Below are 20,489 nucleotides of genomic sequence, written 5' to 3' on the forward strand. Positions count from 1 at the left end.
AAGGAATATTGGTAAATACAGAGCAAGAGCAAAACCAATAGTTCCTAAAAATCAACGAAATAGCTTATGAAATACACTAACTTAATGACATTGGGCTTTAGCCCGTTTTCACTTTAAATATAATCAAATTGGCTTTAGCCAAAACTTAAAAATATTTTGATAATACTACACTTAGATTCCTTTGGAATGACAAAAGGGATGGATATTTATTTTGTGTTTATTCGTGAAAATATTCGTGCTATTTGTGTTTAATGAAATGTAAAACAAAAAAGCCCCTTAAAAAAGGAGCTTTCATTATAGTATATTCGAAAATTATATTGCGTCAATAATTTCATTTAAAACTGTGCTTGGTCTCATTGCTTCATACGTTTTGTATGTATCAGTTTTGAAGTAACCATCAATATTTTGAGGCTTACCTTGAGCACCAATTAATTCAGCATTAATTACTTCTTCGTTTTCCTGCATTGCTTCTGCAATCGGAGCAAACTGTGCAGCTAATTCAGCGTCAGCAGTTTGATTAGCCAATGCTTCAGCCCAATACATTGCCAAATAGAAGTGAGAACCTCTGTTGTCGATTTGTCCAACCTTTCTTGCAGGAGACTTATCAGTAGCTAAGAATTTAGCATTTGCTTCATCCAATGCATCGGCTAGAACCTGAGATTTTGTGTTCCCTTGCGTTTGTGCTAAATGCTCTAAAGAAGCCTGTAAAGCTAAGAATTCACCTAAAGAATCCCATCTTAAATAACCTTCTTCCAAGAATTGTTCAACGTGTTTTGGAGCAGAACCTCCAGCACCCGTTTCGAACAAACCACCACCGTTCATTAATGGAACAATAGAAAGCATTTTTGCAGAAGTTCCAAGTTCAAGGATTGGGAAAAGATCTGTTAAATAATCTCTCAATACGTTTCCTGAAACAGAAATTGTATCTTTTCCTTCTCTTGCTCTTTTCAACGTTTCCGTCATTGCGTCTTTAACATCAAGAATCTTAATGTCAAGTCCGTTTGTATCATGATCAGCTAAATATTTTTCAACTTTTTTGATCATTTCTCTGTCGTGAGCTCTTCCTTTATCTAACCAGAAAATAGCTGGAGTTTCAGAAAGTCTTGCTCTGTTTACTGCTAATTTTACCCAATCCTGGATTGGAGCATCTTTAGTCTGACACATTCTGAAGATATCACTTTTTTCTACTTTCTGAGAAAGAAGAACATTTCCAGCTTCATCCTGAACTTCAATTGTTCCGTCTGCAGTTGCCTGGAAAGTTTTGTCGTGAGATCCGTATTCTTCAGCTTTTTGAGCCATTAAACCAACGTTAGGAACAGAACCCATCGTTGTAGGATCTAATTTTCCGTGTGCTTTCATATCGTCAATTACAGACTGATAGAAACCTGCGTAAGAACGGTCCGGAATAATACAAACTGTATCTTCTTCTTTTCCTTCTTTGTTCCACATTTTTCCTCCGCCTCTTACCAAAGCAGCCATAGATGCATCAACGATGATATCAGAAGGAACGTGGAAATTAGTAATTCCTTTGTCAGAATTTACCATTGCCACTCTTGGTCCGTTTGCTAAAGCAGCTTCAATATCAGCTTTAATATCAGCTTCCTGAGCATTTCCTTTAATCTTATCGAAAAGGTCAGCAAGACCGTTGTTTGGGTTAACATCTAAAGACTTGAACGTTTCAGCATATTTAGCAAAAACATCTTTAAAGAAAGTTTCTACGATAGCTCCAAAAATAATTGGATCCGAGATTTTCATCATCGTTGCTTTCAAGTGAGCAGAAAGAAGTACGTTTCTGTTTTTAGCTTCGTCTATAGCTTGTTGAACGAAAGCTCTTAAAGCGTTTAGGTTCATTACAGAAGAATCGATCACTTCTCCAGCCTGAAGACCTGCGAAATCTTTTAATAAAGTTTCAGCACCGTCATTTCCTTTGAAAACGATTTTATATTTTGTTGCATTCTCCAGCGTAGTAGAAGTTTCAGTTCCGTAGAAATCTCCGTTGTCCATATGAGCAACGTCAGTTTTGCTATCAGAAGCCCAATCTCCCATTCTGTGAGGGTTTGCTTTTGCGTAATTTTTAACAGCTTTAGGAGCACGTCTGTCCGAGTTTCCTTCTCTTAACACAGGGTTTACAGCACTTCCTAATACTTTAGCATATTTAGCTTTAATTGCTTTTTCTTCGTCATTTTTAGGCTCTGCAGGATAATTTGGAACTGCGAAACCTTTAGACTGTAATTCAGCGATAGCTGCATCCAACTGAGGTGCTGAAGCTGAAATATTGGGTAATTTGATAATGTTTGCATCCGGTTGAGTAGCCAATTGACCTAATTCTGCCAATGCATCACCGATCTTCTGATCATCGTTCAAAAATTCTGGGAAGTTTGCTAAAATTCTTCCTGCCAAAGAAATATCCGGAACTGCAATCTCAATATTTGCTGATTTTGTAAAAGCTTTTACAATCGGTAAAAACGAGTGTGTTGCCAACATTGGAGCCTCATCCGTAAGGGTGTAATAGATTTTTGATTTGTCTGACATTATACTGTTATTTATTATTTGATTTTTAAAGTCCAACAAATTTAGTGATTATGATTCTTTTTTCAACTTATTTTACATAAAAAAAGAGGCAAAAGCCTCTTTAATTTTTTAGATTTGAACAATTGTATATGTTCCTGTAGCATCAAAATTAATTGTAAAAGTAAGTTTATAATTTTTAAGAGTTGAATTGGCTCCTGGGAAAGAAATGTCCTGCCCATTTATATCAAAGTTTCCGTCACTAAGATTGTCTCCAATTGTTTCGGTATTTCCACCACCCATTCCTAGATTTATTTTAAATTTAGTTAAGGAAGTTACGCCGTTTATTTGAATACTAAATGTATTTGTATTTACATCATACGTAATATTTGATTGTGATGAAGGTGATGTTCCTGAAAAATAAATATATGGTGTAAAGTTGTAAATGTACGGTGTGTAAGCAGTTGTATTCCCAATCACACCTGTTGGCTTTATACTTATTTGATAAAATCCGTTTGAGGTAATATTGTAAGAGTTTCCATTAGGAACAAGTATATTATTTGTATTAGAGCCATATACCATAGCAGAAGTATTTTGAGCTGTAATAAATTTTATCTGAGAATTTGCAGGAAAATATTTATAACCATATTTTTCATTAGAGTTTACCCTTAATAATTCTGCATTTGAAGCATTGAAGGAATTATAAGAGCCGTACAAGTATAAATTTTGAGGTAAATTATTATTACTTCCGGATTGAGCTTGTGGTAAACTCATTGTTCCTCCGTCATTCACGCCCAAAATATAACTTGTTCCATTTGGAGAAACAAGCGTAATTCCCTGTCCTGCCCCTGTCACAACAGTTTTGCTCACTTGAGAATAAGGAACACTCATCAATTGATTTACCCCAACATTAGTATAATTAGAACCACCTTGAGGATCCATTTCTACTTTTACAAATTTTGTATTTGTTCCCCAGTTGATTCCTCCGAAACTTCCTGTTGTAGCTGTTCCTTGTCCAATATTTAAATTAACCAAACCTTTTGAGTTGGTTGTTTTACTTTGAGTTTCAGTATATAAAACCGTTCCTGTTGCAGAATTGTCTAAGATACTTATTCTCAAAGCAACGTTTCCGTTGACAATTGGAGCTCCTGAAGCATTAAAAGCAATCGTTTGGTAACTAAAAGCTTGTGGAACTTGTGCACTTAATAAAGAGGCGATAAATAATCCTATAGTAGCGTATAATTTTTTCATGTTTGATTAGTTTTTAAGGTTTTTTGATAATTTTAATAGGTTTTATGTCTGGATTCTTGAAAGAGATCATGTAAACTCCCTGATTTAATGTTCTTAAATCTAATTTGTCAGATTCTAATTTTGTTTTTAAAACAAGCCTACCTGAAACATCATAGACTTCAACATCATCAATTTTTGTTTTTGAATTTAATTTCACATAAACAAAATCAGTTGTGGGATTTGGATAAATCTTTACAGTCTCTTTTTCGAGTTCACTTACTCCTAAAACTTGTAAAACAGTTTGATAAAGCATTCCCATTGTTCCTGAATTATTTTGATCAGGATCAGTTGGGATCACATAGATTTCCCCAACGGAATGCGTAAAGTTATCCGCAGAAACAGCTCCAGAATTGATATTCCCAATAATAGATTGGGCAAATCCAAAAAACGGGACTGCGAATAATAGTAAAGTAATTTTTCTTCGCATGGTTATTATTTTTTAGGAAAGCGAATATAAATAAAATTTCACATAAAAACTGATTGTTAGTTTTAAGTAATTTTATTTTCACTTTAAGAATTATTTAACCTTCAAACAATTGAAAAATCTTCCTAATTTTCATTAAATTTGAAAAACTTAAAAAATAAATTATGTCTAATATTACCTTAAAAGGAAACGCAGTAAACACAATAGGAACTTTACCATCAGTAGGAGCTACAATCAATGATTTTGCTTTGGTAGATTCAACTTTAAATGTAAAAACATTAGAAAGCTTTGCAGGAAAGAAAAAAGTATTCAATGTTTTCCCAAGTATTGATACGCCAACTTGTGCGTCTTCTGCAAGAAAATTCAACGAGCAAGCTTCAAGCTTAGAGAATACAGTAGTAATCAATGTTTCTAAAGATTTACCTTTTGCATTAGGCAGATTCTGTGCTGCTGAAGGATTGAATAATGTAGAAACACTTTCAGATTTCAGAAGTAGTTTTGGAGATGATAATCAATTAACAATTGCAGACTCTCCATTGAAAGGACTTTTAAGCCGTGCAGTAATTGTAACTTATGCTGATAATAAAGTAGTGTATACTGAGCAAGTTTCAGAAATTGCTGATGAACCCAATTATGAAGCAGCTCTTTCTGCATTAAAATAATAAAGAACTAAAATTCTTATAAAAAAGCCTTGCGAAGTTATTTGCAAGACTTTTTTTGAATTAAAAAATTACTTAGGATGATTAGATAATATTTTAAATCAAATTATTTTTAGTTGTAGGTAACATCTATTAAGTTTAGTGTGTAATTTTACTGTACTAAATTTAATATTATCATTATGGAAAAAAAAGATTTAACCATTATTTTGGTACACGGAGCTTGGGGAGATGGCTCACATTGGCAGTACGTTATTCCGTCGCTTACAAAAGCAGGATATAAAGTGAGAAGTGTTCAAAATCCTTTAACTTCCCTTCAAAATGACATTGATAAGACAACGGACCTTATTGATGTGCAAGAGGGGAAAGTCTTATTAGTAGGTCATTCTTATGGAGGAGCAGTGATTTCCGGAGCAGGAAATCATGACAAAGTAGTGGGGCTGGTATATGTTGCAGCTTTTGCTCCAGATGCAGGAGATAGCTTAGGATCACTTTTAGGCAGAAGAGAGTCAAAGGGAGGGGCGAGTATTTATCCTGATAGCAAAGGTTTTTTATGGATTAAATATGATGAGTTTCATTCAGCTTTTTGTCAGGATTTGGATGAAGAAAAAGCGTTAGTGATGTCATTATCTCAAAAACCTGTTCATAGTCAGTGTTTTGGTGATACTGGTGGAGAGCCTGCTTGGAAACAAAAACCAAGTTGGTATCAAATTTCATCGAATGACCATATGATTCCTGCAGAAACCCAAAAAGAAATGGCAGAACATATACAGGCTAAAAAAATAATTTCTTTAGATGCTGGGCATGCTTCAATGGCATCACATCCAAACGAAATATCACAATTAATTTTAGAGGCAGCAGCATCTCTATAAATACATCGTTGTAAAAATAATTAAAAGGCCTTGTGATGATGTTATATATTTTCGCAAGGCTCTTTATTTTAAAATTTAAGCTAAATGTATAATGAAAGCACAACAAATTATCCCAATTCTCAGAATTTTCGATTACCAAAAAACAATAGAGTTTTATATTGACTGGCTTGGTTTTGAAATCGTTTGGGAGCATCATTTCGAAGAGAATACTCCTGTTTATATGGAAGTGAAAAAAGATAATATTATTCTTCACTTAAGCGAGCACCATGGTGATGGAACTCCTGGAAGCAGAGTTTTTATATGGGCTGAAGGGATAGCAGACTATCATAAAGAATTGATTGATGAAAAATACAAATACAACCGTCCCGGATTGGAGAAAACCTTTTACGATGCCATTTCTTTCACTGTTGATGATCCTTTCGGAAATAAGGTTATTTTCAATGAAAAAGTTGATAAAGAAGAGCATAAAGATTGAACGTTTGAGTTGAATCATTGATGTTTGTTTAAACACAAACAAATAAAGCGTAAACATCTGCGTAATCTGCAAAATCAGCGAGAGATTATAAAAAGTAAGAAACAAATATCCGTGCAAATCAGTGGGAGCAAAAAACTCAAAATCATATCATTTCAACCAAAGGAGAAGTCTAGTTTAAATGACATTCTTTGCTGCAACTATTCTTTAATCAGAATGCCAAACGAAAATTATAGTACTAGAAATCATTAGTGACATTAGTGAAAAATATTTGTGCTATTCGTGTTTACATAATCAAAATATCATCATAATAAAACTAACTTTACCACTTCAATGAAACGTTCAGGAACAGCAGATTTACCCCTTCACTATGGCAAAGTACCGCCATGGCTGTATGAGCGTATGTCAGTACTTGGACTTTCAATTATCGAGGTGATTTTAATGGATTATGGGAAAGATGAAGTAATCCGTAGACTATCTGATCCTTTTTGGTTTCAAAGTTTTGGAGCGGTGATGGGAATGGACTGGCATTCTTCAGGAATTACAACTTCCGTGATGGGCGCTTTAAAACGCTCGATCAATCCCAATTCACAATCGCTCGGAATTTATATTTGTGGCGGGAAAGGTAAGTTTTCCAGAGAAACACCATCAGAACTTCTTCAAATTGCAGATAAAACAGGTTTGAATGGAACAGAGTTGGTAAGAGCCAGTAGGTTATCTGCAAAAGTTGATAACACAGCGATTCAGGATGGATATCAATTATATTTACACAACTTTATTGTATCAGATAATGGAAACTGGAGCGTTGTTCAGCAGGGAATGCATGAATCTGACGGAACCGCACGACGTTATCATTGGCATTCAGAAAATATAAAATCATTTATTGAAGAACCTCATACAGGAATTAATGGAATTTCAAGAGGGGAAATTCTTAATCTTACCGATTCAGAAGCCTCGGAAAATCGAAAAGGAATTTTAGATATTTCTCATACTGATTCGGCGGAAATTATGAGTGATTTTTCAAGGTTAATTCTTCCTAATCATCATGATGTACAAGCTTCTGACGTGGATTTAAGACGTCTCGGAGCACTTTTATATGTAACGCGTGAACAGCAACCTCAGAATTTTGAGGATCTTCTCCTGTTGGAAGGTGTTGGCCCACGTACGATGCAGTCTTTGGCTTTGGTGAGTGAAGTGATTCATGGGGCACCTTCAAGATTCAAAGATCCTGCAAGATTTTCTTTTGCGCATGGTGGAAAAGACGGTCATCCGTTTCCTGTTCCAACAAATGTGTATGATGAAAGTATTCAAATTCTTAAAACCGGAATTGAAAAATCTAAGCTCGGCAATTCAGATAAATTAAAAACGCTCAATAAGCTTCATCAAATTGTAGAAGCCACGGAAAAAGATTTTATTCCAAATTTTGATATTCAGGAAGTGATTGAAGAAGAGAGACAGAACTCCTGGAAATTCGGAGGGAAAACTGTTTTCGGGGATGCACAAAAACCAACTAAGCCTAAAGCTATTCAACTTTCTTTGTTTTAAAAATTAAAAACTATCGTCTTTTGTGTCATTCAGAACGAAACAAAGCGGAGTGAAGAATCTGTTTCTATGTTTAGAAATTCTTTTTCCGCCGGAATGACAGATTGAAAATATGTTTAATATTCCTTCATCAATTCCAATAAAAATTCTAATTTTAAAAAGCTTAAAAACATTGACTTAATGACAAATAAAGCCTTAGAAATCTGTTATGATTTTCCATTTTTCTTATATGAAGAGCTGGAAGAGATCTTTCAGGCGCATGAAAAAATAACTTTCCAAAAAGGAGATGTTATTCTTGAAGAAGGAAAAACGGCTAATGAATATTATATTTTGGAGAAAGGTTTGGCCCGTTCATTTGTCAATGATTTTAATGGAAATGATGTGACCACGCATTTCTTTGCCGAAAACGAAATCGTTATTGAAGTTTCTTCGCTCTTTCAACGAATTCCAACACAGGAAAATATTGTTTGTATCACAGATTGTGAATGTTGGAAATTTGATTTTGATACTTTTCAGGAATTATTCCATAAAATCCCAAACCTCAGAGAATGGGGCAGAGCGTGGATGTCTCAGCAACTTTTCACTTACAAACAACGTTCAGTAGAGATGTTTACTTTGTCTGCAACAAAACGGTATCTCAATCTTTTAGAGCAAAAACCTCAGGTAGTACAATTTGCACCATTGAAACAGATCGCCTCCTATTTGGGAGTTACCGATACTTCTTTAAGTAGAATTCGTAAGGAAATTGTCTCTCATCCAAATAAAATTTAATTCTTGCCTTATGACAAGTTGATTTTCACAATGATTTGATAATTTTGATTGAAAGTTTAATACTAAAAATTACAAAATGAAAATCAATCAAATTTACGTCAATCTTCCCGTTAAAGATATTCAGAAAACGAGAGTCTTTTGGACAGAATTAGGTTTTTCTATCAACGAACAATTTTCAAACGAAAAAGCAATTTGTGTTGTAATGAAAGAAGATCATATTTATACAATGTTTTTAAAGGAAGAGTTTTTTCAGACTTTTACAGATAGACCCATTGCAAAAGGAGAAACTACTCAAACCCTTCTTGCTATTGGTTTAAACAGTCGTGAAGAAGTTGATGATATGGTGAAAACGGCTATTGAAAACGGCGGCGCAAAATACAGCGAACCACAAGATCTTGGCTGGATGTATCAAAGAGCTTTTTCAGATTTAAACGGACATCAATGGGAAGTCATGTTTGCTGATATGTCTAAAATTTCAACAGAATAAAATATCTAAAACTTAAAAATTACAAAATGAAAATCAATCAAATTTACGTCAATCTCCCCGTTAATGATATTCAGAAAACGAAAGAATTCTGGACAAATATTGGATTCTCAATCAATGAACAATTTTCTGATGAAAAAGCAGTTTGTGTTGTTATGAGTGACAATATTTATGTGATGTTTTTGACGGAAGAATATTTCCAGACTTTTTCCGAGAGACCTGTTCCAAAAGGTGATACTACTCAGGTCTTGGTGGCTATTGGTTTAGACAGTCGTGAAGAAGTTGATCAGGTAGTAAATGCAGCTGTTGAAAACGGAGCTTACCAGCATGAAGAACCACAAGATTACGGATGGATGTATCAAAATTCTTTTTGGGATATCAACGGACATGGCTGGAATGTGACGTTTGCAGATCTTTCTCAACTTCCTACAAAATAAAATAAACGAGCCTCTCGCAAATTTGGTTGGTTAAGAAGATTTTAATTCGTGTTTTCTATGCGAAATCATCTGCGAAATCTGTAAAATCAGCGAGAGAAAAAACGTTATCTAAACCAAAATATTTTCACAAATAAGCACAATCATTTGTGTAATCAGTGAGAGAAAACTTAATACAAATTTTTCCACAAAGAACATAAAATTCTGCTGGAGATACAATACACCCCAAATCCAAAAACTATGAAAAACGATGTTGAAATTGTAAAATGTCTGGTAGTCAGTAATTACAAAGTGATTTCTATGAATATTAATGATGTTTCACATGAAGAATCTATGATTTTTCCTAATGGTGAAGCCAATTGTATGAATTGGGTATTAGGTCATTTAATTTACATAAGAAATGCTTTTCTGAATGTATTGGGTGAAGAATCAGTTTGGGATAATGAAAAATTTTCATGCTACAATAGAGGAGAAATTCCTTTAAATAGAAAAGATGAGTTTATAAGTTTTGAAGAACTGAAATCTTATCTGAAAGAATCTCAGAATAGATTTGAAACAAAACTAAATAGTCTGGAAAGAATTGATCCTTCAATAATTAATGATGTTTCAGGATTGTCTCTTCACGAGATTTATCATAGTGGCCAATTCGGTTATCTCAGAAGAATTCTCGGAAAACCTGGAGCAATAAAATAAGAAAGTAAGAATTATTCAAAAACCAATCTCGTAAATAAGCACAATCATCCGCGTAATCTGCGAGAGAAAAAACACTACCAAACCACAAATATTTTCAGAATAAAACCACACTCATCTGTGAAAATCTGTGAAATCCGTGGAAGCAAAATAAAAAATCAAACAAAATGGATACACCAAAATCAAACAAATTAGACATCATCATTCCTGCATTTAGAGGTCACAGCCAAAGTTTTCTGATGGTTCTTGACGGAATTTCTGAGGAAGATGCTACGAAAAGAATTGAAGGAAGAACAAACCATATTATTTGGATGGTAGGCAACTTTCTCGATATGCGTTATGCATTGGGATTTGTACTCGGGCTTCAGGAAGAATTTGAATTTAAAGACTTATTCTTTCAAGGAAAAGCGTTAGATGAAAGCTTAAACTATCCGTCATTACAAAATTTGAAAGATAGTTTTCATAAAATTTCGCCTCTTGTGTATCAAAGATTATTAGAAGCAAGTGATGAAGAATTAGACAAAGCATTTCCTATGGGAATGAATATCGATTTCTTTCCTGAAACTGTACTGAATTTTGTTGGAATGTGTATTGGTCGTGAAGATTATCTGAGCGGACAAATTGGATTAATGCGCAGAATTCTGGGATATGAAGGAATGAAATATGATTTTGACAAAGATTTAAAATATTAACAGATGAATCCAACTGAAAAAGGGCATAAATGGGCTAACGGAATTCAGATGTATTATGAGATCTACGGTTCTGGAAAACCTTTGGTGTTGATTCATGGTGGAGGTTCTTCGATTTTATTTGATTATAAAGAAGTTATCTCAAGGTTAGAAACCCAGTTTCAATTAATTGGAATCGATTTACAAAATCATGGAATGACAGAACATCGAGATATTCCTGAAACTTTTGAACAGGATGCTGATGATGTTGCTGCTCTTTTAAAAGAATTAAATATTCAGAAAGCTGCATTTTTGGGATTTAGTAATGGCGGAAATACCGTGATGCAAATTGCTCATCGTCATCCTGAAACAGTTGAAAAGTTGATTATCGCTTCAGCGTTTTACAAAAGAAATGGAATGATGGATGGCTTTTTCGAATCTATGATGGAAGCAACATTAGAATCCATGCCGGAGCCTTTGAAAATTAATTTTTTAAACTTAAATCCAGACTTTTCAGCACTTGAAAATATGTTTGATAAAGACAGCAAAAGAATGCAGACTTTCAAAGATTGGAGTGAAGATGTTTTGAAGTCTATCAAATCACCAACCTTATTTATTTCCGGAGATAAAGACGTTATGAAACCCGAACATATTGTTGAAATGTGGCGTTTGGTGGAAGGTGCACAGTTAATGATTTTACCTGCAACTCATGGTTCCTATATGATGGCCGATTTTGGAGGAAATGTTGATGAAAAATTGATTGATTTAACGATAAATAAAGTAGAGGAGTTTTTGAGAAACTAATCTATCAATCTTTCTGCTGAGATTATTTCATCTATTAAAACATTCAATCTTCGCTGAGTGAAACGCCTTAGCAGACTTAAAAAAACATTCTAATAATTCAAAAAAAATTGCGCTCTTTGCGTTAAAAGAAAACAGGAATAATCACAAATACTCTACACAAATTTCACAAATAATATTATTGTTATTAGTGAAAAATATTAGTGATGATTTTCGTTAAAATAAAACACTAACAATACGAATGTTCTTCACAAATTTTCACAAATAATATTATTGTTATTAGTGAAAAATATTAGTGATGATTTGCGTTAAAATAAAACACTAACAACATGAATGTTCTTCACAAATTTTCACGAATAATATTAGTGTTATTAGTGAAAAATATTAGTGATGATTTGCGTTAAAATAAAACACTAACAATACGAATGTTCTTCACAAATTTTAACAAATAATATTAGTGTTATTAGAGAAAAATATTAGTGATGATTTGCGTTAAAAGAAAACACTAACAATACGAATGTTCTTTACAAATTTTCACAAATAATATTATTGTTATTAGTGAAAAATATTAGTGATGATTTGCGTTAAAATAAAACACTAACAACACGAATGTTCTTTACAAATTTTCACGAATAATATTAGTGTTATTAGTGAAAAATATTAGTGATGATTTGCGTTAAAATAAAACACTAACAATACGAATGTTCTTTACAAATTTTCACAAATAATATTATTGTTATTAGTGAAAAATATTAGTGATGATTTGCGTTAAAATAAAACACTAACAATACGAATGTTATTCACAAATTTCAACAAATAATATTAGTGTTATTCGTGAAAATATTTGAGCCATTTGTGTTTAAACAAAACAAACCTTTAAAAATAAAATATCATGGCTAAATTAAATCCGTACTTAAATTTCGATGGAAAAGCAGAAGAAGCTTTCACTTTTTATAAATCTGTTTTCGGAGGAGAATTTCTAGGTGAAATTCACAAAATGGGTAATGCTCCCGGAACTGAAAATTTATCAGATGAAGAGAAAAACAGAGTAATGCACATCGCACTTCCGATTGGCGGAGATTTGCTTATGGCATCAGACATTGTTCCAAGTTTCGGACAGAACTTAACGGTTGGAAATAATAATTATGTTTCAATTTTCCCTGAATCTAAAGAAGAAGCAGATCGATTATTCAAAGGGCTTTCAGAAGGTGGAAATATAGAAATGCCGATTGAAGACCAATTTTGGGGAGATTATTTTGGGAGTTTTCAGGACAAATATAATGTTCATTGGATGGTGAACTATAATGAAGAATACACAAAATAATTCTTATATTTAACTCATTATAAAAAGGGGTGACTGATTTTTGGTTGCCCTTTCAATGAATTAAAAAAAAGAATGATGAGTCCAATAACAATAGACATTACGATTTTAGCCCCTGTGGATAAAGTTTGGGATTATTTCAACGAGCCAAAACATATTACCAAATGGAATTTTGCCCACGAAAGCTGGCAATGCCCAAGTGCTGAGAATGATTTGAAGGTAGGTGGAAAACTCAAAACGAGGATGGAAGCAAAAGATGGAAGTTTCGGATTTGATTTTGAAGGAATTTATGATGAGGTCATTCCACATGAGAGAATAAAATACCATTTGGAAGACGGTAGAAATGTGGAGATTATTTTCGATAAAATAGATTGGAATACAACGAAAGTAACAGAAATCTTCGATCCCGAAAAACAAAATTCTGTGGAAATGCAAAGAGAAGGCTGGTATGCTATTCTTAATAATTTTCACAAATACGTTGAAAATAACTAAAAACCTTTGTTGTGCTCATGATCAATCTAGTAATAATGGCGAAATGTTTAAGCTCCTTTTGCGTTGTTAATCATGTTGTAAAAGGTGAATTTCTGCAAGGCGTTATTGCTATGCCTGCAAGAAGGACATTAGAAAGAGAAAAAATAGATTCTTTGGAAAAATTATCAAATTATTCTGAAGAAGAAATCATGCAGTTTCATGGCTTCGGAAAGAATACCATGATGAAGCTAAAGAATTATATGAAAGAACAACAGGTTTCTTTTAAAAATAATTAAAACTAAACTTACAGTTTGTCATTCTGACGAAGGAAGAATCTCAACTTAATATTCTTAAAAGCTTAATAGAATCTTAATGGTTTTTAAGCATTAAAGATTGCTTCGCTTCGTTCGCAATGACGAATTAATCCTAATTTAAAACGATATGAATAACGATATTTTCCCATGTCTTTGGTACGATGGAGACGCTAAACAATCCGCAGAATTTTATTGTAAAATATTTGATGGTAAAATTACGGCAGATACTCCTGTTGTGATGAATATTGATCTTTTTGGTCAAAAATTGATGCTTTTAAATGGTGGTCCGCAATTTAAAAAGAATGCTTCAGTTTCGTTTATGGTGATTTGTGAAACGGAAGATGAAGTTCAGAAATATTGGGATCAATTGATAGAAGGAGGAATAGCGCTGATGCCTTTAGATTCTTACTCTTGGAGTAAAAAATACGGGTGGCTTAAAGATAAATATGATGTTACTTGGCAGATATTTTTAGGGGAGAAACAAACCGAACAGAAGATTATTCCAACCTTCATGTTTATCCATGAAAACAATGGAAAAGCATTGGAAGCAATGGAATTATATACCCATACTTTTCCGAACTCTACCATAGGAAATATTTTAAGATATGGAGAAGGAAGTGAAGGTCATGCAAACCCTGAACTCGCAAAAAATATTCAACATGCCCATTTTGAAATTGATGGATACAGTTTGTTCTGTATGGACAATTCTTATGACCATCCATTTGATTTCAACGAAGGAATTTCAATGGTTGTAATGACTGATGATCAGGAACAGACAGATCATCTTTGGAATACACTTACTTCTGATGGGGGACGTGAAAGTATGTGTGGCTGGTTGAAGGATAAATATGGCTTTAGCTGGCAAATTGTTCCTAAAAAATTAATTCAATTGATGAGTGATCCTGATCAGGAGAAAGCTCAGAAAGTAGTTCAAGCGATGATGAGAATGCACAAAATTATTATACAGGATTTAGAAAACGCTTATGATTCTTAAAGCTGTTTCGGCTTGTTGTTTGATTGTATGTAAAGAAGGAAGCTAAACTTTACACTAAAAGAAGAGAAATGGAAAAATTATCATTTGAAATTCAAATTAATGCAGATCCCGAAAAAGTATGGAATGTACTTTGGGGCGAAATAACTTACAGACAATGGACTACAGCTTTCACCGAAGGCTCATTTTATGAGGGAACTTTAGAAGAAGGAAGTATTGTGAAGTTTTTTGATCCGCATAATAACGGAATGTACAGCCGTGTTGAAAAGAATATTGCGCATAAAGAAATGAAATTCTTACATCTTGGAGAAATTTATGATGGAGTAGAAAGCCCGCAAAATTGGGGCGAAGCAACGGAGGCTTATATTTTGGAAGAAAATGAAGATGGAACAGTTTTAAAAGGAGAGATTCAAACTCCAGCTGAATTCAAAGAGTTTTTTGAAAGTAAATTTCCAAAAGCTTTGGGGATTGTAAAGAATCTTTCGGAGAATCAGCTTTAGTTTTAAACACAAATAGCCACTAATGATTTTCACAAATAGCACAAATAATTGAATTCTATGATTGGTGTTATTCGTGCTTAAAAATTTGTGTTATTCGTGTTGAGTCAAAATCAAACCACAAAAAATTAAAAATATGGAAACCTTATCTTATGAAAAAGTGATTGATGCTCCTTTACAGAAAGTTTGGGATATTCTTTGGAATCCTGAAACATATGGAGAGTGGACAAAGTTTTTCGGTCCGGATTCTAGAATAAAGTCGGATTGGAAAGTGGGCGGAAAAACCTATTTTGTGAATGCAGAAGGCGAAGGTATGGTCTCTACAATCGACAGTTTGGAAGAACCGCGTCAAATTGTTTTTAAACATTTGGGAATGGTAGATAAGAAAGGAGTAGAAGATACCGAAAGCATGGAAGTTAAACAATGGAGTGGCTGCTTCGAAAAATATATTTTAATTGATTTGGAGGGAAAAACGAAACTTCATGCAGAAGTTCAGGTTGAAAAAGAATGGCAGGAGCATCTGAACAATGGTTTTATAAAAGGCTTGGAAATCGTGAAAAATCTAGCCGAGAAGTAATTTTTCTTTCTCTCACGGGTTTTATACAGCTTAGGTTTATATTTTTTAGTAGAAACGATACTTTATTAATCCTTGTCAAGGTTTTAAAACCTTGACAAGGATTATCACTTTCACCTGTTAGAAAACAATAAATAGAAACAATACATGAAATTATTAACAATCCTTTTCGTCACATTCATTCTTGCTTTGATAGGAACAAAGCTCTATCAGGGAGATTGGAATTTCCTGTTTTCAGGAAATCTGGGAATGGCTGTTTTTATTATTTTTACAGGGTTTGCCCATTTTAAATTCCAAAAAGGAATGGCCATGATGATTCCTGATTTTATGCCGGCAAAAATGTTCTGGGTTTATTTTACCGGAATTATTGAGATTGCTGCAGGAATTGGGCTGATGATTCCGGCAATTCGAGAGCTGACCGCCATTTTATTGATTATTTTTTTAGTTCTTGTTTTTGTGGCCAATATCAATTCATCACAGAAAAAAGTGAATCTTTTCAAAGGAGATTATTCAGGTCCGGGAATGAGCTATCTTTATAAAGAAAGAATTCCGATGCAGATTATATTAATTGCATGGACTTGGTATTTCGGGATCTATTTATAGCTAAAGATGTATATTTGATATATTAAAGAGGAGAGTTTTACTTTCCTCTTTTTTTCGTGTTATTACGTTTTATTTTCACAAATAAGAGATTAATTTGTAACATTTTATGCTATTATGTAGTCTTATATAGAAGTATATTGTTTTTTTTGATAATTTAATAAAATGATAAAGCGTACCTAATAATTTCAACCAAATCATGACTTATGAATATAAATTCTAAAATTTTAACAACTGCCCATATTGTAATATCTACCATTATGATCAATGCACAAAGCGCTACCGCCAAGCTTCCTGGTGATCCTACATTAGTCTCATCTAAGGCTACTTTAGATAAACTGATCTCTTATGACAAAGGGAATTTTAAGTATAAAGTGGAAGATTATTTTGCGAGACCAAAAGCTTCTCAGTTTAAAATTTCTCCTGATGGTCAATACCTTTCTTATAAGGAAAAAGACAAAGACATGAAGAATCATGTGTATGTGAAAGATTTAAAAACCGGGAAAGTTACCAAAGCTATTGAAGAAAAAGACGACTTGATTGGAAGTTATGGATGGTTAAATAAAAAACGACTGTTTTATGTTCAGGATAAAGGAGGAAATGAAAACCTTCATTTATATGCTGCCGATGTGGACGGAAAAAATCTGAAAGATCTTACCCCTTTTGAAGGGGTGAAAGTGGGTGCTGCAACCATTATAAAAGATACAGATTTCGCTGTGGTAACGCTGAATAAAAATAATAAACAGATTTTTGAACCGTTTAAGATCAATTTTGTGACGGGAGAAATGACTCAGTTATTTGAGAACAAAGATCCTAAAAACCCTATTGATGATTATCTTTTTGATAGAGAAGGGAATTTAAGAGGCTATATTGTTCTTGAAAATGGGTTGATTACAAAGACCTATTATAAAGATCTGCAGACAGGTAAATTTAATCTGGTAAAATCTACAGATTGGAAAGATACCTTCAATATTATCAAATTTAACGATCATTCAAAAAACAAAGATGAAGCGTATGTTGTTACAAATTTGGACAGCGATAAAGCTAAAATTGTTTTGTATGACCTCAAGAAGAATGCCGTAATTAAAGAAGTGTATTCTAATCCTACCTTTGACGTAAGTTCGATAAGCGTTGCCGGAAAAAACAGAGATTACGAATTAGACTACATCAGTTATAACGGAATTAAAAATGAAACAATTCCGGTAAGCCAGCTTTACAAAGAGATTGATGCTAAATTAAAAGCTGAATTTGGTGACAAACAGTTTTCTGTAGTTTCTTCCGATGATAATGATTCTAAGCTTTTAGTGGTGGTTGGTAGTGATAAATTATATGGAAAATATTACGAATACGATACCAAAACAAAAAATATAAAACTCCTTCTTGACCTGATGCCTCAATTAAAAGAAGAGGATATGGCGGAAATGAGACCTATAGAATTTAAAAGCAGAGACGGCTTGACGATTCACGGTTATATCACATTGCCAAAAGCTGCGGTGGATGGGCAAAAAGTTCCTTTGATTGTAAACCCTCACGGTGGTCCACAAGGAATCAGAGATAGTTGGGGATTCAATCCTGAAACGCAGTTATTTGCAAGTCGAGGATACGCTACATTGCAGGTTAATTTCAGAATTTCAGGAGGGTACGGAAAAGAATTTCAGAACTCCGGATACAAGCAAATTGGTAGAAAAGCAATGGATGATGTGGAAGATGGAGTGAAATATGCAATCGAACAAGGTTGGGTGAATAAAGATAAAGTTGCCATTTATGGTGGAAGCCACGGAGGTTACGCGACTTTGATGGGATTAATAAAAACACCGGATCTGTATGCTTGTGGAGTAGACTATGTAGGGGTTTCAAATATATTTACCTTCTTTGATTCCTTCCCGGAATATTGGAAGCCTTATAAAGAAATGGTAAAACAAATCTGGTATGATCTGGATAATCCTGAAGAAGCGAAAATAGCAAAAGAGGTTTCCCCTGTTTTTAATATTGATAAGATCAAAAAGCCTTTGTTTGTTGTGCAAGGGGCGAATGACCCGAGAGTGAATATCAATGAATCAGATCAAATTGTAAAAGGACTAAGGAGCAAGGGTTTTGAAGTTCCTTACATGGTAAAATATGATGAAGGCCACGGATTCGGAAAAGAAAAAAACAGAATTGAATTGTATACCTATATGTTAGGTTTCTTTGCTGAAAACTTCAATAAATAAGACATTCAAATTTTTATATGAAATGAAACGGAGCGTATTTTTATGCTCCGTTTTTTATTGTCATTGCGAGGAACGGAGTGACGAAGCAATCTCAAATAATTTACTCATTATCGATTACTATTTTTTTGAAGCAATTTCCCGCTTTCCGCACTCGCTATTTTCCTTTTTGTAAAAGAAAAATGAGCTCAAACAAAGCTTCAATCGGGGCTAGGGTTTCTGTCATTCTTTTCAACAGTCGCAATCACCACAAAGTTTGTCATCCCATAGGAATCTCAACAAAGCTTTAGAAACAACTCTACAACATGAGTCTAGATTCCTAGGGAATGACAAAGAGAATGTTAATGATAGAATTTTAGATTGCTTCGTCGCTCTGCTTCTCGCAATGACAGAAAAATCATAATTAAAAACCTCGATCAACAAAAGAAAAACTGAATTTCCGAAAAAATATTTTAAATTTATTAAAGTAAAACAAAAAGGCTGATCGTCATAGCAATATGGAGGTTGTCGAAAAAATAACAATGCCGCAAAAAGAGAAAGAAAGCATTATCTCACAAACCGTTTCAAAGTACGGAGGAAAGCTAATGTCTTACATTCGTCCCAAAGTGAAAAATACGGAAGATGCGGAAGATATTCTGCAGGAAGTTTGGTATCAGTTCAGTAGCATTACCAATATTTCTGAGATTGTGAATGTTGGCGGTTGGTTGTACAGAGTGACGGCCAATAAGATCACCGACAAATATCGTAAAAAGAAAACTGAAAATCTTGAAGATTTCGTATACGAAGATGAAGACGGAAGTTTTTCTATAAAAGATATTCTTTTGCTGGATGAAAGCGCGGGTCCCGAAGTAAAAATGTTTCAGGATGAAATTTGGAAGAAATTGTTTGAAGCGCTGGATGAGCTTCCCGAAAAGCAAAGGCTGGTGTATGTTGAAAACGAGTTAAACGACAGAACCCTCCAGGAAATAGCCGACGAACAAGGCGAAAATATAAAGACCATTATCAGTAGAAAAAACTATGCTGTAAAGCATTTAAGAAACAGACTGAGAAAATTATACGAAGATTTAAATAGTTAGTAAAAAGAAAGTTATGAATCATAATAAACACAAAAAAGGTTGGATTTTTTTATTCTTATGTCCACCGTTGATATTGCTGGGAGTTACATGGATCGTCATGTCTCTTTGGAATTGTCTGCTTCCGGATATTTTAGGAGTAAAATCCATTACGTATTGGCAGGCCATGGGAATTTTGATCTTAAGTAAAATTCTTTTTGGAGGTTTTCATTTTGGAAAAGGAATGAGAGATTTTAAAGAGAAAAAAATGATGAGAGAGAAAATGATGAGTTTATCTCCCGAAGAGAGAGAGAAATTCAAAGAAGTTTGGAAAGACAGATGCTCAGGCGGATTCTTTAACCGAAACAACAGAACCAACGAATAATTTGAAATTTTTAAAGAAGTAGTAAAGTAAAATTAAAATTCATTCGTCTATATAAAAAACAAAAAGTAGTAAAATTTAAAATTTTGAAAAAATGAAAAATTCAGTATTAAAAGGAGCTCTAGGAGCATTAGCCGTTGTAGGTGTAGCGATTATCGCTAAAAAAATGGCAGATAGAAAAAGATTCGTAAAAGGTATTTTTAACGAATACGGAATCAAAGAAAGATCTCCTTTCGGTCTTGCAGACAAGATCAGAGAAATGGATGAAGATCAATATCAGGAATTGAAAGGGAAATTCAAAAAAGAATTCGCTTCAAGATGCCACCACAGAAGATTTGAAAGAAAAGAGGAATCTTTTGAAGCATAAAAAAGTAGATAAACTAAATTGAAATTGTTAATTTCGGCTCGGGAAGCTTTGCTTCCCGAGCCGAAATATTTCCATATAATCACGAGAAACGAAGCACCGAA

24 protein-coding genes are annotated in these 20,489 nt (G+C 33.7%); 21 read left to right on the forward strand and 3 right to left on the reverse strand.

The features are described 5' to 3' along the window. Positions 1-312 precede the first annotated feature (312 nt). From BUB80_RS06405 to BUB80_RS06415, 3 genes are all read right to left on the reverse strand, one after another. Positions 313-2,532: an NADP-dependent isocitrate dehydrogenase gene (locus BUB80_RS06405; protein ID WP_073291997.1), complete on the reverse strand. Its 2,220-nt coding sequence runs from the start codon at positions 2,530-2,532 to the stop codon at positions 313-315. Positions 2,533-2,640: 108 nt separating this feature from the next. Continuing rightward, positions 2,641-3,759 (reverse strand): cadherin repeat domain-containing protein, encoded by a 1,119-nt coding sequence (locus BUB80_RS06410; RefSeq protein WP_073291999.1) that lies wholly within the window; start codon positions 3,757-3,759, stop codon positions 2,641-2,643. Between the two features lie 13 nt (positions 3,760-3,772). Next, complete coding sequence (locus BUB80_RS06415; protein ID WP_073292000.1) at positions 3,773-4,225, reverse strand: T9SS type A sorting domain-containing protein; 453 nt, start codon at positions 4,223-4,225, stop codon at positions 3,773-3,775. A 161-nt stretch (positions 4,226-4,386) separates the two neighbouring features. Between BUB80_RS06415 and tpx the strand changes: the two genes are divergently transcribed. The 21 genes from tpx to BUB80_RS06520 all read left to right on the forward strand — a co-directional run bounded on the left by tpx (position 4,387) and on the right by BUB80_RS06520 (position 20,388). Then, on the forward strand, positions 4,387-4,884 hold the full coding sequence (gene tpx / locus BUB80_RS06420; protein WP_073292002.1) for a thiol peroxidase: 498 nt from the start codon (positions 4,387-4,389) through the stop codon (positions 4,882-4,884). Positions 4,885-5,060: 176 nt separating this feature from the next. Continuing rightward, a complete protein-coding gene (locus BUB80_RS06425; RefSeq protein WP_073292004.1) occupies positions 5,061-5,750 on the forward strand; it encodes an alpha/beta hydrolase in 690 nt (229 codons plus the stop codon). Positions 5,751-5,841: 91 nt separating this feature from the next. Further along, positions 5,842-6,225 carry a glyoxalase superfamily protein gene (locus BUB80_RS06430; protein WP_073292006.1) on the forward strand — a complete coding sequence of 128 codons (384 nt, stop codon included), beginning with the start codon at positions 5,842-5,844 and terminating at the stop codon, positions 6,223-6,225. Positions 6,226-6,555: 330 nt separating this feature from the next. Beyond that, positions 6,556-7,767 carry a DUF763 domain-containing protein gene (locus BUB80_RS06435; protein WP_073292008.1) on the forward strand — a complete coding sequence of 404 codons (1,212 nt, stop codon included), beginning with the start codon at positions 6,556-6,558 and terminating at the stop codon, positions 7,765-7,767. Between the two features lie 177 nt (positions 7,768-7,944). Beyond that, on the forward strand, positions 7,945-8,535 hold the full coding sequence (locus BUB80_RS06440) for a Crp/Fnr family transcriptional regulator (protein WP_073292009.1): 591 nt from the start codon (positions 7,945-7,947) through the stop codon (positions 8,533-8,535). A gap of 76 nt (positions 8,536-8,611) precedes the next feature. Continuing rightward, on the forward strand, positions 8,612-9,022 hold the full coding sequence (locus BUB80_RS06445) for a VOC family protein (protein WP_073292012.1): 411 nt from the start codon (positions 8,612-8,614) through the stop codon (positions 9,020-9,022). A 26-nt stretch (positions 9,023-9,048) separates the two neighbouring features. Continuing rightward, positions 9,049-9,456: a VOC family protein gene (locus BUB80_RS06450; protein WP_073292014.1), complete on the forward strand. Its 408-nt coding sequence runs from the start codon at positions 9,049-9,051 to the stop codon at positions 9,454-9,456. Between the two features lie 237 nt (positions 9,457-9,693). Further along, positions 9,694-10,146 (forward strand): hypothetical protein, encoded by a 453-nt coding sequence (locus tag BUB80_RS06455; RefSeq protein ID WP_073292017.1) that lies wholly within the window; start codon positions 9,694-9,696, stop codon positions 10,144-10,146. A gap of 164 nt (positions 10,147-10,310) precedes the next feature. Next, positions 10,311-10,835: a DinB family protein gene (locus BUB80_RS06460; protein WP_073292019.1), complete on the forward strand. Its 525-nt coding sequence runs from the start codon at positions 10,311-10,313 to the stop codon at positions 10,833-10,835. 3 nt (positions 10,836-10,838) lie between these two features. Next, complete coding sequence (locus tag BUB80_RS06465) at positions 10,839-11,615, forward strand: alpha/beta fold hydrolase (protein WP_073292022.1); 777 nt, start codon at positions 10,839-10,841, stop codon at positions 11,613-11,615. Positions 11,616-12,504: 889 nt separating this feature from the next. Next, positions 12,505-12,936 (forward strand): VOC family protein, encoded by a 432-nt coding sequence (locus BUB80_RS06470; protein WP_073292024.1) that lies wholly within the window; start codon positions 12,505-12,507, stop codon positions 12,934-12,936. Positions 12,937-13,011: 75 nt separating this feature from the next. Beyond that, the gene (locus tag BUB80_RS06475) at positions 13,012-13,425 is read left to right on the forward strand and encodes an SRPBCC family protein (protein ID WP_073292027.1); all 414 of its coding nucleotides are present in this window, start codon (positions 13,012-13,014) and stop codon (positions 13,423-13,425) included. Between the two features lie 17 nt (positions 13,426-13,442). Further along, a complete protein-coding gene (locus BUB80_RS06480; RefSeq protein WP_073292029.1) occupies positions 13,443-13,700 on the forward strand; it encodes a helix-hairpin-helix domain-containing protein in 258 nt (85 codons plus the stop codon). A 145-nt stretch (positions 13,701-13,845) separates the two neighbouring features. Next, positions 13,846-14,712, forward strand: a complete 867-nt coding sequence (locus tag BUB80_RS06485; protein ID WP_073292031.1) for a VOC family protein — start codon at positions 13,846-13,848, stop codon at positions 14,710-14,712. A 68-nt stretch (positions 14,713-14,780) separates the two neighbouring features. Next, positions 14,781-15,209 (forward strand): ATPase, encoded by a 429-nt coding sequence (locus BUB80_RS06490; RefSeq protein WP_073292033.1) that lies wholly within the window; start codon positions 14,781-14,783, stop codon positions 15,207-15,209. Between the two features lie 133 nt (positions 15,210-15,342). Continuing rightward, positions 15,343-15,783, forward strand: a complete 441-nt coding sequence (locus BUB80_RS06495) for an SRPBCC family protein (protein WP_073292035.1) — start codon at positions 15,343-15,345, stop codon at positions 15,781-15,783. A gap of 144 nt (positions 15,784-15,927) precedes the next feature. Next, a complete protein-coding gene (locus BUB80_RS06500) occupies positions 15,928-16,383 on the forward strand; it encodes a DoxX family protein (protein WP_073292037.1) in 456 nt (151 codons plus the stop codon). A 203-nt stretch (positions 16,384-16,586) separates the two neighbouring features. Then, positions 16,587-18,590, forward strand: a complete 2,004-nt coding sequence (locus tag BUB80_RS06505) for an alpha/beta hydrolase family protein (RefSeq protein ID WP_073292039.1) — start codon at positions 16,587-16,589, stop codon at positions 18,588-18,590. 518 nt (positions 18,591-19,108) lie between these two features. Beyond that, complete coding sequence (locus tag BUB80_RS06510) at positions 19,109-19,663, forward strand: RNA polymerase sigma factor (RefSeq protein ID WP_228433702.1); 555 nt, start codon at positions 19,109-19,111, stop codon at positions 19,661-19,663. 13 nt (positions 19,664-19,676) lie between these two features. Then, entirely contained in the window at positions 19,677-20,024 is a 348-nt protein-coding gene (locus tag BUB80_RS06515) for a hypothetical protein (protein WP_054509572.1), read from the forward strand. A 91-nt stretch (positions 20,025-20,115) separates the two neighbouring features. Next, positions 20,116-20,388: a hypothetical protein gene (locus BUB80_RS06520; RefSeq protein ID WP_073292043.1), complete on the forward strand. Its 273-nt coding sequence runs from the start codon at positions 20,116-20,118 to the stop codon at positions 20,386-20,388. Positions 20,389-20,489: the final 101 nt, after the last annotated feature.

This window comes from Chryseobacterium polytrichastri (genome assembly GCF_900142445.1).
In the GTDB taxonomy this organism is placed as follows: domain Bacteria; phylum Bacteroidota; class Bacteroidia; order Flavobacteriales; family Weeksellaceae; genus Chryseobacterium; species Chryseobacterium polytrichastri.